At 54.6% G+C, this 12,770-nt stretch carries 11 protein-coding genes; 2 read left to right on the top strand and 9 right to left on the bottom strand.

Going from position 1 to position 12,770, the window contains the following annotated elements; all coding sequences use genetic code 11:
* Both LF95_RS06940 and LF95_RS06935 read left to right on the top strand, forming a co-directional pair.
* Positions 1-1,179, top strand: a complete 1,179-nt coding sequence (locus LF95_RS06940) for a 3-phenylpropionate MFS transporter (protein ID WP_073954263.1) — start codon at positions 1-3, stop codon at positions 1,177-1,179.
* 146 nt (positions 1,180-1,325) lie between these two features.
* Positions 1,326-2,183: a class I SAM-dependent methyltransferase gene (locus LF95_RS06935; RefSeq protein ID WP_073954262.1), complete on the top strand. Its 858-nt coding sequence runs from the start codon at positions 1,326-1,328 to the stop codon at positions 2,181-2,183.
* Between the two features lie 24 nt (positions 2,184-2,207).
* On the opposite strand, the gene LF95_RS06930 is transcribed toward LF95_RS06935, so the two are convergent.
* From LF95_RS06930 to LF95_RS06885, 9 genes are all read right to left on the bottom strand, one after another.
* Positions 2,208-3,380, bottom strand: a complete 1,173-nt coding sequence (locus LF95_RS06930) for an ABC transporter permease (protein ID WP_073954261.1) — start codon at positions 3,378-3,380, stop codon at positions 2,208-2,210.
* Positions 3,377-4,375 carry an ABC transporter permease gene (locus LF95_RS06925; RefSeq protein ID WP_073954260.1) on the bottom strand — a complete coding sequence of 333 codons (999 nt, stop codon included), beginning with the start codon at positions 4,373-4,375 and terminating at the stop codon, positions 3,377-3,379. The genes LF95_RS06930 and LF95_RS06925 overlap by 4 nt, the downstream gene beginning before the upstream one ends.
* Before the next feature lie 77 nt (positions 4,376-4,452).
* Positions 4,453-6,393: an ABC transporter substrate-binding protein gene (locus LF95_RS06920; protein ID WP_083607545.1), complete on the bottom strand. Its 1,941-nt coding sequence runs from the start codon at positions 6,391-6,393 to the stop codon at positions 4,453-4,455.
* Positions 6,393-8,468 carry an ABC transporter ATP-binding protein gene (locus LF95_RS23530; RefSeq protein ID WP_252509681.1) on the bottom strand — a complete coding sequence of 692 codons (2,076 nt, stop codon included), beginning with the start codon at positions 8,466-8,468 and terminating at the stop codon, positions 6,393-6,395. The genes LF95_RS06920 and LF95_RS23530 overlap by 1 nt, the downstream gene beginning before the upstream one ends.
* A complete protein-coding gene (locus LF95_RS06905) occupies positions 8,465-9,139 on the bottom strand; it encodes a hypothetical protein (protein ID WP_143181961.1) in 675 nt (224 codons plus the stop codon). The genes LF95_RS23530 and LF95_RS06905 overlap by 4 nt, the downstream gene beginning before the upstream one ends.
* Entirely contained in the window at positions 9,130-9,888 is a 759-nt protein-coding gene (locus tag LF95_RS06900) for a polysaccharide deacetylase family protein (RefSeq protein ID WP_073954259.1), read from the bottom strand. The genes LF95_RS06905 and LF95_RS06900 overlap by 10 nt, the downstream gene beginning before the upstream one ends.
* On the bottom strand, positions 9,872-11,017 hold the full coding sequence (locus tag LF95_RS06895; protein WP_073954258.1) for a glycosyltransferase family protein: 1,146 nt from the start codon (positions 11,015-11,017) through the stop codon (positions 9,872-9,874). Before LF95_RS06895 ends, LF95_RS06900 begins: the two co-directional genes overlap by 17 nt.
* A complete protein-coding gene (locus tag LF95_RS06890) occupies positions 11,014-11,625 on the bottom strand; it encodes a histidine phosphatase family protein (RefSeq protein WP_073954257.1) in 612 nt (203 codons plus the stop codon). The genes LF95_RS06895 and LF95_RS06890 overlap by 4 nt, the downstream gene beginning before the upstream one ends.
* Positions 11,622-12,767: a glycosyltransferase family 4 protein gene (locus LF95_RS06885; protein ID WP_073954256.1), complete on the bottom strand. Its 1,146-nt coding sequence runs from the start codon at positions 12,765-12,767 to the stop codon at positions 11,622-11,624. Before LF95_RS06885 ends, LF95_RS06890 begins: the two co-directional genes overlap by 4 nt.
* Positions 12,768-12,770: the final 3 nt, after the last annotated feature.

Raw genomic sequence — 12,770 nt, 5'->3', positions numbered from 1 at the left:
ATGACACGCCCCGCTAATGCCACCCGCCGCCAGACGGCCATTATTCTGGCGCTGTTTTTTGTTGGCCTGTTTTTGATCCAGGGCGTGTTTTTGCCTTATTGGCCGGTATGGCTTAAGGGACACGGGCTGTCGGGGGGCGAAATTGGCATTTTGCTGTCTTTACCCAACTGGATCCGCATCTTTGCCGACCCGCTGATCGCCCAACAGGCGGATCGCTCCGGCAATCGCAAAACGCCCATGATCATTCTGGCCGGGATTTATATCCTGACCATCATCGCCTTTTCCTTTGCCGACCAGTTCTGGTTCCTGTTGGGGCTTTCGGCCATCATTGGCTTTACCTATGCGCCGCTTTTGCCCCTTGGCACCACCATCACGGTGCATGAATGCAAACAGCGCGACCTTGATTATGGCCGTATTCGCCTGTGGGGGTCACTGGCCTTTATTGCCGCCTCCTATGGGGCAGGCTGGGTATTGGATGCTACCGGCAATGACGCGATTATCTGGATGATCTGTGCCGCTGGCATTGTCAATTTTGCCATCATCACCCAAATGCCGAACCCGCAAACCGACCGTCCGTTGCGCAGTGGGTCCTCGATCCTGTATCTGATTAAATCGCCGGTTTTCCTGATCTATCTGGGCTGTATCTGCTTTTCCCAGGCCAGTCACGGCACCTATTACGGTTTTGCCTCGGTCCATTGGGAAAATGTGGGTTTTTCCCATGATCAGATCGGTCTTTTCTGGTCAACCGGTGTGATGGCCGAAATCGTTCTGTTTGCGCTGGCCGGGAAATATATGCGGTCTTATCATCCGGGCCTGTTATTCGCCATCGGGGCGATTGGCGGCATCGTCCGCTGGACGGTTTTGGGCATGACGGATAATTTCTGGCTGATCCTGCTGGTCCAGCCCCTGCACGCACTGACATTCGGCATTGCGCATTTGGGCGCCATTGGTTTTATTGCCCGGGCGGTTCCCGCCCAAATTGCAACATCAGCACAAAGCCTGATGGCAACACTCTCGATGGGGTTGTTTTTGGGTGGCTCGATCTGGATGTCCGGCCCGCTTTTTGAGCATTTCGGTTCACAAACCTATTTCCTGATGGTCATCTTTGCGGCAATCTCGCTTTTCTTCTCGCTATGGCTCCGCCGGCGCTGGCAGGAAGGCAACACCATTCCCATTTAACGGCAATCACTTCCAACCTTTAATGCAATTCCCTGAACACACAACATATCAGGTATTTATGCCCCTTACCTTTCCGGCCAAAACCGGGTAGATAGCGGGCAGGAACCTAGGAATATTGCCCGATCGGGCCGATATAAAGGATGATAATGACCAACCTTCCCTTTGCCAAAAAAATCCGCCGCTGGAAACTGGGCCTAAAAACCCTGTTCGGGAAGGAACCAGCCGGGTATTTCATCCCCTATCGGTATGCAGCACAAACCGCACAGACGGTTGGCCGCCCGCATTACACAACACTGGAAAAACAGTTTACAAAATACCGCGAGGACTTCAAATCCTGGTTGTTAAAGGCAGAGCTTTATCGCGATGCTCTGGTCGGGTTTAAACAGGCAACGCCGCCTGACCCGCGCTGGGAACAGGGCTGGTTTCCCGGCATGGATGGCATGATGGCCTATGTCATTACCCGCGAATTGCGCCCGCAGCGCATTGTCGAGGTGGGATCAGGGCACAGCACCCGTTTTTTCTATCGTGCTGTGCTGGATGAAAGGCTTGATACCCTTATTTCCGCTATCGACCCGGCCCCGCGCGCCGATATTGCCCAGCTGCCCATCACCCTCCACCAAACAATCGTCCAACAGGTGCCGATGTCAGTTTTCGCCGACCTGTCGGCGGGGGATATTCTGTCGATTGACAGCAGCCACATCCTGATGCCCGGTACCGATGTGGATATGCTGTTTTCAAACGTGCTGCCAATGCTGCCATCCGGGGTGATCATTCATATCCACGATATTTGCCTGCCTGGCGATTATCCGTCAGTCTGGCAGTGGCGCGGTTATAACGAACAACAGGGCGTTGCCGCCCTGCTGTCGGGCAATGGCTTTGACATCATGTGGTCATCAGCCTATGCCAACAGCTTCATGAAGGACACGGTCACCGCCTCCATCGCCAATGACCTGCCCCTGGTCGAAGGCAGCATCGAAACCAGTCTGTGGCTGCGCAAGAAATAGCCATCCGTTGCGCCACCAGCCCGATCAGTTTTTATAGGGATCGGCCGCATCACGCAGGCCATCGCCCAAAAAGTTGAAGGCCAGTACCACGATAATCACCGGTACAACCGGCAGCATCAACCACGGATAAACCGCCACGGCATTGATGTTTTGCGCCTCGTTAAGTAACACGCCCCAGCTTGTCACCGGTGGGCGCAGGCCAAGCCCCAGGAAACTAAGTGCTGTTTCACCCAAAATCATATTCGGGATCGACAACGTTACCGATGCAATCAGATGGCTGGCAAAATTGGGCAGCAAATGGCGGGCAATGATGCGTTTTGGGGTCGCCCCGGTCAGGCGTGCCGCAAGGGCATAGTCCTCCTCGCGCAGGGCCAGGAATTTGGACCGCACCGCACGGGCAAGCCCCGTCCAGTCAATCAGCCCCAAAATGATGGTAATGCCAAAATAGATTAAAACCGGGCTCCAGGTGACGGGCAAGGCCGCCGAAAGCGCCATCCAGAGCGGAATTTCCGGCAGGGAGCGGATCACCTCGATCACGCGCTGCACACAGCTGTCCACCCAGCCGCCAAAATATCCGGCTATCCCGCCAATCAGAACGCCCAGCACAAAACTAACGGCAATACCAACCAGACCAATGGTCAGCGAAATGCGTGCGCCATAAATAATGCGCGAAAACATGTCGCGGCCCAAACGGTCGGTTCCCAGCAAAAACAGCGTGCCATCCCTGGCCGGGCACACCAGATGCACATCCGCCTTAAACAGGCCCCAAAATTCATAAGGGTCGCCCGCACAGAAAAACCGCAGCCTGTCGATCTTGTCCGGGTTGGGTTTATAAATCGGCTTTAGGGTATCCATATCGATGGAAAAGTCGGTGCCATAGGTGAACGGACCAACAAATGACCCGTCGTTAAACAGGTGAATGCCCTGCGGCGGATGATGGATATTTTGGCTATCACGCGATTCCTGGGCATAGGGTGCCAGGAACTCGACAATGAAAATGGCGGCATACATCACGGCAAGAATGATCAGCGAAACACAAGCCAGTTTATGCTTTTTTAACCGCCACCAGATCAGCTTCCATTGTGACGCCAGGAAATAGCGTTCCTGCTCGGGCGAAAGCTCTTCTTTATCCCATGGATCGAAAGGCTGGGTATCGACAAAATGCTCGTCGGCGCGGTCCTGTGTATGGCGGCTCATTGGGAAATGCTCCCCTGCAGGCGAATACGCGGATCAAGCCAGGCCAGCAGCAAATCCGAAACGAACATGCCCACCACCGTGAGCAATGCCAGGAACATCAAAAATGACCCGGCAAGATACATATCCTGGCTTTGCAGCGCCGATAACAGCATTGGCCCGGTTGTTGGCAAAGACATCACCACAGACACCAGAACCGACCCCGAAACCACCTGCGGCAGGATATTGCCAATATCGGAAATGAACGGGTTCAAAGACATACGCAGCGGATATTTGAACAAAACCTTCATCGGCGACAAGCCCTTGGCGCGTGCCGTCACGACATATTGCCTGCCCAGTTCATCAAGCAAATTGGCGCGCAACCGCCGTATCATCGCCGCTGTGCCCGACGTGCCAATCACCAAAACCGGTGCCCATAAATGTTCGATAATCGAAATGACCTTGGGCCATGACCAACCGGCATTGATAAATTGCGGGTCCATCAACCCGCCAATCGAGGTGCCAAACACCACATTGGCATAATAAAGCAGGATCAGCGCAAACAGGAAATTGGGCATGGCAAGGCCCAAAAAGCCCAACAGCGTAATGCCATAATCGCCCCAGCTATATTGCCGTGTAGCGGAATAAATGCCGATGGGGAAACTGACCACGTAAATAAACAGGATGGTACTGAAATTCAGCACCATCGAAAGCCACAAACGGTCACCGACCACCTCGGTCACGGGCAAATTATATTCAAAACTGAAACCAAGATTGCCGTGCAAAAGCCCCCACGCCCAATGGAAATATTGAATGTAAAGGGGGTCATCAAGGCCATATTGCGCCCGCAGGAAAGCAATTTTTGAAGGATCAACCGCTTCCCCCTGGGCCTTGAGCTCGTTCATATAGGTGGTTAAAAAATCACCCGGGGGCAGCTGAATGACAATGAAGACCAGCACACTGATCATAAACAGTGTCGGTATCATAACCAGCAGCCTTCTCGCCACATATGTTAGCATGCGTGCTCTTCCCCAAGATGTTCCCCCGTAACGGGCTTTAGCGCACCACTCCCCTGCCGTGCGCCAAATATTTTTACTTAACGATCCCACCAAAAGGTATCGGGATGATAGATGCCAAAAAATCCGCCCGGTTCCCAGCTGTGAATACCCTTTTCCGGCACATTCATTAAACCGTCAGCCACCACAACCGGATGCGGCACATTTCCGACCAGCCCAATAGAAAACAGATTTTCGGCATTAATATCAAGGATATGTTCCCATGCCTTTTTCTGCTGTCCCGGCCCGCCGATGCGCCACTGATCATAAAGCTTCATCAATTCTTCAGCAGCGGGCATATCGGGTTTTTCGCCTGCTTCCCCGCCGGTTTGGTAATACTGGCCCCATTTGGGCCATTGCAAACTATCCTGATTAACCGGGACAAATTCCGACGGTACCGATGATGGCACAGCAAGACCATTGTCAATGCCGGTAAAAAGCGACATCACCGTATCCCCGCTATAGGCACGGGTGCGCATCACTTCGCGTTGCAACGCCTTGACATAAAGCTTGATGCCCGCCTTTTGCCAGCTATCACCAATCAGGGCGAGAATGTCATCATATTCCGGGTTTTCCCCGGCCGTTTCGACGATAATTTCCAGCGGCCTGCCATCGGGCATCAGGCGAATACCATCGTCATTGCGTTTGGTAAGGCCCATGTCATCTAACAGCGCATTGGCCTTATTCAGGTCAAACCCGATATTCTCGGTCGCATATTCCTTTTTGAATAACGGGCTTTTGGGCAAAATCGTATTGTTGCGTGGTGTGGCCAGTCCAAAAAACAGTACCCGGTTTAACTCTGTCCGGTTAATCGCCAGCGACAATGCCTTGCGGAAGCGCAAATCGCGCAGCAATCTGCGCCATACCGGGTCCGACACCGTCAGGTTCGGATAAAGAGTGGCATAGTTGCCATAGCCCACATCCCACAAACGTACATGAAAGGACTTGTCCTTTTCCGCCTGTTTCAGGAACGTATAGTCCTTCAAGGTCAGAATACGGCTTTGAATATCCACCTCGCCTGCACCGACCTTGGCCGGAACCAGCTTGGCATTCGAGATATTAAAAATCATCCGGTCAATATAGGGCAACTGGTTCCCATCCGGGTCTACCCGGTGAAAATATGGATTACGTTCAAAGATAAACCGGTCCGACGGTTCCTGGGTACGGATAACCCAGGGCTGCAATGTTGGCAGGTCAATATTTTCCAGTTTATAGGGCCGGTCCATATCGGTTTCCAAAACCGCCCAATTGCGCAGGCCCCGTTCCTTCACCATCGCCGCAAGCTTTTGCGGGTCCTGATATTTTTCGTGGAACTGTTTTAAATAATGCGCGGGCCGGTAAATAAAGGGCGGCCGCGTGGCAGCCAGTTCCGGCAGGAAAAACGGGTTTGGTTGCGACCAGCTATAGCGCACGGTATATTTATCGAGCACCTCGAATTTCGGGGGTTCACCATCCACCAGCAAAAAGCGCGGCGGCCCAACCGGGAACAATTCCTCGTTATTAACCACATCTTCCCAGTAAAAACGGAAATCCTCGGCCGTAAATGGGGCCCCGTCCGACCATTTATGCCCTTTGCGCAGACGCAGGGTAAAAACGCTGCCATCCTCGTTCACATCCAGGCTTTCAAGGATATCGGGCTTCAGCTCCAGGTTCTGGTCATAACCGATCAGGTGGGTATAGCCATAAACCACCGCCATGCGGATGTCCTTGGACCGCCCCATGATTGTGACCATATCGCCACCATATTTGCCAATTTCCTTACCTTCGGCAGCGAAATCCAGTTTCAGGGGATGTTCGGGCAAACGCTGCTCCATTGCTGGCAACACGCCAGATTTTACCTTATCGGCAAAATAGGGGATCTCGGCCCAGGCACTGCCTGCAAACAGCGTACAGCCCAGCAAAAAAGCCATCGCGCCCGATGCGAATGCCACCTTGTGTTTTTGTGCATGCGGCACGGTGGGAAAACTGGCAAAAGAAAACATCAAACAGCAATCTCCTGATAATCGGGTCGACTCATGCGCACAAAATGGTCTTCGGCCAATTGCACCATTGGCGGGTTTGACTGACGGTCAACCGTAAAGGGGGCAGGCCAGGCCGACGGGTCAGAACATTTTCCATCCATGATTTTGGAAAAATCCAGCGGATGATCCAGGTCGGCATAGGGCACGGCATTTAATAGCGCACGGGTGTAGGGATGGGCCGGATTTTTAAACAGGCTGGAACGCGGTGCGGATTCCACAATACGCCCGGCGCACATCACCGCAATACGGTCTGCCATATAGTCAATCACGGCAAGGTTATGCGAAATAAACAAATAAGTCAGGTTAAGGTCGCGCTGCAAATCCTTTAGAAGGTTAAGAATTTGCGCCTGAACCGACACATCGAGGGCGGAAGTCGGCTCATCAAGGATCAATAAATCCGGCCTGAGGCACAGCGCCCTGGCAATGCCAATACGCTGGCGCTGCCCACCTGAAAAACTGTGCGGATAGCGGTTTAAAAAGCGCGGATCAAGCCCGACAACTTCCATTAGTTCCAGCACCATTTTGCGCCGGTATTCCGATGTGCCGACCCCATGAATCAGCATCGGTTCGCTAATCAGGTCCTGCACTGTCATGCGGGGGTTCAACGATGAAAACGGGTCCTGAAACACAAACTGTATGCGCTTGCGATAGGGTTTTAACCGTTCTTCATCCAGGCCGACCAGATCCGTCATCTGGCCGCTTTCGCCGCGAAACAGAATGCTGCCGCTATCGGGTGCCATTGCCCGCATAATCAGCTTGGAAAGGGTGGTCTTGCCACAGCCACTTTCGCCAACCAGCCCCACACATTCCCCACGACCCACCGTTAACGACACATCGCTTACGGCCTGAATGCGCCGTTCATCAACACCAAACCAGCCGCTTTTACGCACCGGGAAACTTTTATTCAAATGCGTAACCGACAACACCGCCTCGCCCCTGGCCACGCCCGACAAACGCTGGTTTGGCTGGGCGTTTGCACCCTCACCTGTCATCACAGCGCCAAGACCGGCAGGCTGGTGCGCTGTACTGTCAGGATTTGTACCGTCCCTGCCAGTTTGATTATGTGCCAACGCGGTGTCGTCTTTTTCGCCCCGCCCGTTGCCAGAGGCCGCATGTTCTTTCAGGCGGGCCATTTTGCGGTCAAACTTGTCGGTCAGGGTAAGCAAACCATCAGTGCGCGGTTTAATTTCGCGCAGGGGCTTTAACCTTTCATCCGGTCCCATATCAAAATGCGGCACCGCCTGTAGCAGCGACCGTGTATAGGCATGGCCGGGATTAATGAAAATATCGTCGGTGCGCCCGCGTTCAACCACCCGGCCATTATAAACCACCACGGTATGGTCGGCCATGTTGGCAACAACCCCCAAATCATGGGTAATCAGCAAAACCGACATCTTAAGGCTCTTCTGCAAATCCTTGATTAAACGCAAAGTTTGCGCCTGAATGGTCACATCCAGGGCGGTTGTCGGTTCATCGGCCACCAGCAATGCCGGGCGACATACCAGCGCCATTGCGATCATGGCGCGCTGGCGCAACCCGCCGGAAAGTTCAAACGGATAGGTGCGCAAGGCAGACTTTGCATTGGGAAATCCCACCAGTTCCAGCATCTCGCGCGCAAGGTCGCGTGCCTCGCTCGCACCAACATTCTGATGCAGGCGTACCGCCTCGGTAATCTGGTCGCCCACGGTATGAATGGGGGAAAGGGAACTCATGGGTTCCTGAAAAATCATTGAAATGCTGCCGCCGCGAATGGCCCGCATTTCGGTGCTATTGGCCGACAGCATGGCAATATCGACCCGGGTACCAGGCTTTTTCGGGTCGGCAAAAATAATGCTACCGCCGGTAATTTGTGCGGCCTCGGGCAGAATGCCCATAATCGCCTGGGATATGGTGGTTTTGCCAGACCCGGATTCCCCAACCAAAGCAACCGTCTGCTGCGCCCCGATCCGAAAGCTGACCTTGTCAACGGCCCGCGTCCGCATATGCGGTGTTACGAATTCGACCTCAAGATCCCGGATACGCAGAATATCGGTCATTGCCCCTCGCCCATTACCCCGCCACGCCCGCTGATCTGCGCCTTGACAAGATTATCCGCCTCGTCCATGCGCAACAAATTTGTGCGTGTCACGTCGTCGATCATAATCTGGTTTTCGTTTGCGGCATCGCGTGCCAGTTCCAGAAGACGTCCAAACCCGTTCAGGGTTGATTCCGCAACCAGTTTGGTCCCTGCCGCCTCCAGGGTCATTTCAAACCAGCCCTTTTTGCCATCGCGACAGGTGCTAAAATAACGCAGGCGAAAACCGGTTAGTTCCGACCAGCCAAAAGCCGAGCCCGACATCACGCCGCTTTGCCGCACCCCATAGTCCGATACATGAATACGCGCTCCCAACCGAAAAAGGGTACGTAACAGATAACCCAGAAACAGCAAAATCAGCGCCCCGGCGATCCAGCGCAGCAACTCGATCACATCAGGGGTAAATGCGATACCGGCACACAGCACAATCCCCAGCACCGACCGGATCAAATCGGGCATCACCACACGGCGCGGATACTGCATCACCGTGATATCGGTGTTACGGCTGTCCTGGCCTTCCGGTACCACGGGGCTGTTGTTCAGGTCTGCTTCACTGATATTCACTTTTGTATCACCTAATCCACCCGTTATCACCGGGCTGTCTTTTAAAAACTGGTCCACCGCTATTGCCACGGAAACACCCCGGGAATGGCCTGCCATTGCAGAGCGGGATGCTCAAACGAAAACAGATCATGCAAAAAGGTGGTTGTCGGCGCATCATGCACCAGATGATGGGTTAAAAGACCGGTAGTCTCTTCCGGGTCATATGTGCCGGTACGGCGGCCCTGCAAATGATCAATCATCGCCGCCAGGCACGGGCTTTCCCCCACAAATCCACGGGTTCCACGCCAGTCGATCACATCAATATGGGTATTCACCTGCAATAACCCGTCAATCGGCTGGCTGGCTTTGCGCGCCCCAAATGTTGAAACCGCACGGATGCCTATTTTAGGCAGGCCCTGCAAAACGGCAGGGGCAATTCTGTTCCAGGGTGGAACCATAACGGGTAAAAAACGGCTTGCAAATCGCGTGGTGAGGATATCAAAGCCCGATTGAACCTCCGCCAGGACGGATTCGACCGGGCGCACATCATCGAGTTCCTGCTTTTTACGGTCCGCCGGGGTGTGGCTTTGATGCCGCCAGCCATGCTGCAAAATACGGGTATCGACCGTTTCAACAAGGCGTTCAGGCAGGTCATTTTCAAGCGTTCCAGGAACAACAGCCAACGCCAAAGGCACATGATAACTGCGCTCGCAGGACAGGATTTCCTCAAGCTGCGGGGTTACGGAAACGGCATCGTCGTCCCGCCACCACATCGTCGCTTGTTGTCCGGCCTGCGCCCAGCAATCAAGCTCGGTGCGAAGGTCATCCCAGGTGCCCATGATCTTTCCCCATTATTATTGCCCTGATTTTAGCCGCACCTATACGCGCCCCGTCCAGCAATAATTCAAATTCTTTGGGAAAATCTGCATTATCAATCACGCGCGCCAGTTCATCCGGGCAAAGTTGACTGGCTGGCAGTAGCGAAATAATGCCTTTATCGGCAAAAATCGCGGCCCGTTCGCTCTGTTCGCTTTCCCCGCCTTCGGCAAAGGGCACCATCACCGACGGCACGCCAGCGGCCAGCACATCCATCAGAGTATTATAGCCTGCCTGGGATACCGAAACTTCGGCCCGCGCCAACCTGTCGCGAAAATCGGGTAAAAAGCGATGCAGCGTTATCCCGTCAGGCACATTGACCGCCAGATGGGCAAAAGTATCAGCAGGGAAATGCGGGCCGGTAATAATATCCCAACGGGCCTTTGCATATTTGGCCGATAATGGGCGCGCAGCAATTGCGGCCTGGATCAGATCCGCGCCAACAGCCCCCCCACCGGCCGATACCACCACGCCTGCACGAGATACGCTGTTATCGCGTTTCACATTGGCGGCAACATAGCCTGTATAGTCCAGCATATCATCCAGATCGGCAGCAAAGGGAAAACTGCGGTCAAAGCCAAAAACCGCCGGGTCGCCATGTACGAGCACCCGGTCAAAATGCGATAACGCCACGTCCCGCATCCAGCGTTCCTTGCTGATATCATTTTTGCGCACCAGCAAATCACGCACCGAGCATACCCGCTTCACCCCTTCCTGCCCGGCCTGTTCGAGAAGTGGCAATAATTCAAACCGAAAGGCCCGGCGGCCAAAGGGGAACATTTCCACCAACAACAGGCGCGGCGACAGTTTTTGATAAGCCGCCAGCAATGCGTTTTTGCGACCATCCTTCCAGGCATCGTCCACCGGTTTTCCATCCTGATCGACCAGACCGGAAAAACCATGATCGGCACTGCGACACGCGGGCAATTGAATGATGCAATCGGCCCCAAAATCAATTGCATCATCGGGGATGCCACCGCTGACAACACCCACCGTCAGGCCCAGTTTGCGCATTTCGGCCACCAGCAAGGCGGTACGGCGGACATGACCAATTCCCAGCAAATGCTGCACATAAATCATTACATCGGTCATTGGGGCCGTCCTTTTCTCGGGATCAGGGGCACATTCAATTGCGCGACGGACAAACCATCCGCCGCCGACCAGCGAAAAACATGCAAGGCATCCCAGTGCAGTTTATCGGGGCTTTTGCCCAGCATGTTCCAGCCCCGCGCATGTGCATACAGGGCACGAATAACGCCTTTGTGGGTTGTCACGCCAAAGTCACCATCCGGCCATTGCCGCAAAAATGCCAACACACGCCGCAAAACCTCGCGTGGGCTTTCACCACCCTCGGGGCGGAAATCCCAGCCGCGATCCTCGTTTTGTTGCATGGCATCGCCCAGCTCGGCGCGAATATCGGCCAATTTTCGGCCTTCCCACTGCCCCCAATCCATTTCGATGACAGCAGGCAATGCACCAACCGCGTCAATACCCAGTGCCGAAATCGTTTCGCCCGTGCGTTTTAACGGACTTGTATACCAGGGCTGATCGGCCCATTCGCCGGGGATACGCAACCGACACAACTGATCGCGGGTTTCGGGCAACAGGCCAATATCGCTATGTCCCTGAATACGTCCGTCGCGGTTCCAGGATGTGGCACCATGTCGCAAAACGGCAAATGAAAAATCAGCCTGCGTCATGGGGTGCCCCGCTGATCAATAACATCCCTAATCACGCAGTCCAGCACCCTTGCTGCCGCTGAAATATCGTGATGGGCCAAGGCATTTTGTGCCGCCTTTTGCCCAACGGGTTTTAATACCGCACGATTGGCAAGGCAGTGTGCCAATTGGCGGGAAAATGCTGCCGGATCACCCGCCGGGACCAGCCACCCCGTTTCGCCATCGCGCACAATACCACCAACACCACCATAGTCACCGGCCAGCACCGGCAGGCCTGCGGCCTGTGCCTCCAGCAGGGCCATGCCATAGGCCTCGTTAATGGCGGGCCAAACGCATAAATCGGCGCGGGCCAGATAATCCCGTGTTTTTTCGGTATCGCACTGCCCGGCAAAAACCACCTGGTCTGCTGCAAACCGCCCAAATAGCCCGGCAACATCCTTTCGCGCCGGGCCATCGCCGACGATCGTCAGCCGCCAGCCTTGCTGCAAATCCGGTGGCAGGGCGGCCAGCGCTTTGGCCAGCAGAACAAAGGATTGAAACTTGTCGCCCGGGCGCATCATGGCAACGGTGATCATTTCGACCGGCCCCGAATTTACCGCCGCATCCTTTTGTGATGCAGATAGACTGTCCGCCCCCTGCCACACGCCAATATCGGTGAAAGGCGGTAAAAAATGAAGTTTCTGTCCCCCAGTAACCGGGGCCAGGCATGCCATATCGGCCCGGTTAGGGCACAAAACCGCACGGGCCTGTTTTAACGCCTGCTCAACTGCCCGGTGGCTGGCCGCCCAGAGGCCGGTTGCCCGTTTTGGGGCATGGGATGCCTCGCACAGGATATAGGGAATGCCCAACTCGGCTGCGACCAGCGGACCAATCCAGTCCGGTGCCTTGTAATAAAGATGATAGGTAAACCAGATATCAGGCCGGGGCAAAAAACCGGTTTCATAACGGCGCAGCAACCGGCGAGCCAGTTTGCCGCCCAGTTCAGCCAGTTGTAGTTGGCGCAGGGCGTTGCCATCGCCTACCCGGCTTCGCAAACGGGCTGCAATATCCACATCATGCCCGGCGCGTTTTAAGGCTGCCACCAGCAACCGGGCCATCAAACGATCACCGGATGGCACCGGATGATCAAGCGGCTTTAGCGGGGCGTAAAACGCAATTCGCATGGC

Source organism: Thalassospira sp. TSL5-1 (assembly GCF_001907695.1).
Taxonomy (GTDB): Bacteria; Pseudomonadota; Alphaproteobacteria; order Rhodospirillales; family Thalassospiraceae; genus Thalassospira.
Note: the sequence above shows the minus strand (reverse complement) of the source record. Positions and strands in the feature narration are given on the sequence as shown.

Excerpts from the sequence above, each read along its gene's own strand:
- LF95_RS23530 (WP_252509681.1), bottom strand. The coding sequence starts at position 8,468 with ATGACCGATATTCTGCGTATCCGGGATCTTGAGGTCGAATTCGTAACA.
- LF95_RS06900 (WP_073954259.1), bottom strand. The coding sequence starts at position 9,888 with ATGGGCACCTGGGATGACCTTCGCACCGAGCTTGATTGCTGGGCGCAG.
- LF95_RS06930 (WP_073954261.1), bottom strand. The coding sequence starts at position 3,380 with ATGAGCCGCCATACACAGGACCGCGCCGACGAGCATTTTGTCGATACC.
- LF95_RS06895 (WP_073954258.1), bottom strand. The coding sequence starts at position 11,017 with ATGACCGATGTAATGATTTATGTGCAGCATTTGCTGGGAATTGGTCAT.
- LF95_RS06920 (WP_083607545.1), bottom strand. The coding sequence starts at position 6,393 with ATGTTTTCTTTTGCCAGTTTTCCCACCGTGCCGCATGCACAAAAACAC.
- LF95_RS06925 (WP_073954260.1), bottom strand. The coding sequence starts at position 4,375 with ATGCTAACATATGTGGCGAGAAGGCTGCTGGTTATGATACCGACACTG.
- LF95_RS06940 (WP_073954263.1), top strand. The coding sequence starts at position 1 with ATGACACGCCCCGCTAATGCCACCCGCCGCCAGACGGCCATTATTCTG.
- LF95_RS06885 (WP_073954256.1), bottom strand. The coding sequence starts at position 12,767 with ATGCGAATTGCGTTTTACGCCCCGCTAAAGCCGCTTGATCATCCGGTG.
- LF95_RS06890 (WP_073954257.1), bottom strand. The coding sequence starts at position 11,625 with ATGACGCAGGCTGATTTTTCATTTGCCGTTTTGCGACATGGTGCCACA.
- LF95_RS06935 (WP_073954262.1), top strand. The coding sequence starts at position 1,326 with ATGACCAACCTTCCCTTTGCCAAAAAAATCCGCCGCTGGAAACTGGGC.